Here is a 613-nt window from a genome sequence, read left to right as displayed (position 1 = left end):
AAAATAAAAACAGCTATTGTCGGAAATGGACCAACCGATTTGTTTGGATTAATTTCTGACAGACCGGAAATGGAATCGAAAGTTATTGCGGAATGTGTACCAAATTATCTGGACAATAAAGAATCTGAATTAAAAAAACGTTCTGTAATTTATTGGACAGACGAATTAGATAAAAACAGTAGTCTTTTAATTTTGTGTGGAACTAATGACAAAAGAGTAAATCCTACACAAGCTGACAAAGTTGCTGATAAATTAACAGAAATAGAATATGATTTTGAATTAAGGAAATTTGAGACAAACCATTCATTTTCAGATTATAGAATGGAATTAAACGAATTAGTAATAAAATGGTTTAACAAACGGTTAAAAAAATAAAAACTACAGGTAACAAAGTATAAAATTAATTACTTGGTAATAGCCTACTTACGAAAATCCTCGCGGATTTTCTATTCGGTTTTTATTTGCTAAATTAGTTATTTAAACCACGCAACTAATCTTATACGAGACCGTTGTGTGCAATTACCAAAAACCTACAACCTCAATGCTTGTATATAAATATCGAAGTGGAACAGAGAATGATATAAAAGCTCTTGAGAACAATCAATATTGGTCA

The 613-nt window shown here is 30.0% G+C and carries 1 protein-coding gene; it reads left to right on the top strand.

All coding sequences use genetic code 11. From position 1 onward, the window contains the following. A partial coding sequence (locus tag FUA24_RS03200) for an alpha/beta hydrolase family protein (RefSeq protein WP_148540025.1) occupies positions 1 to 375 on the top strand: 375 nt, incomplete at its 5' end. Between the last annotated feature and the right edge of the window lie 238 nt (positions 376 to 613).

It is taken from the genome of Seonamhaeicola marinus (assembly GCF_008085455.1).
Note: the sequence above shows the minus strand (reverse complement) of the source record. Positions and strands in the feature narration are given on the sequence as shown.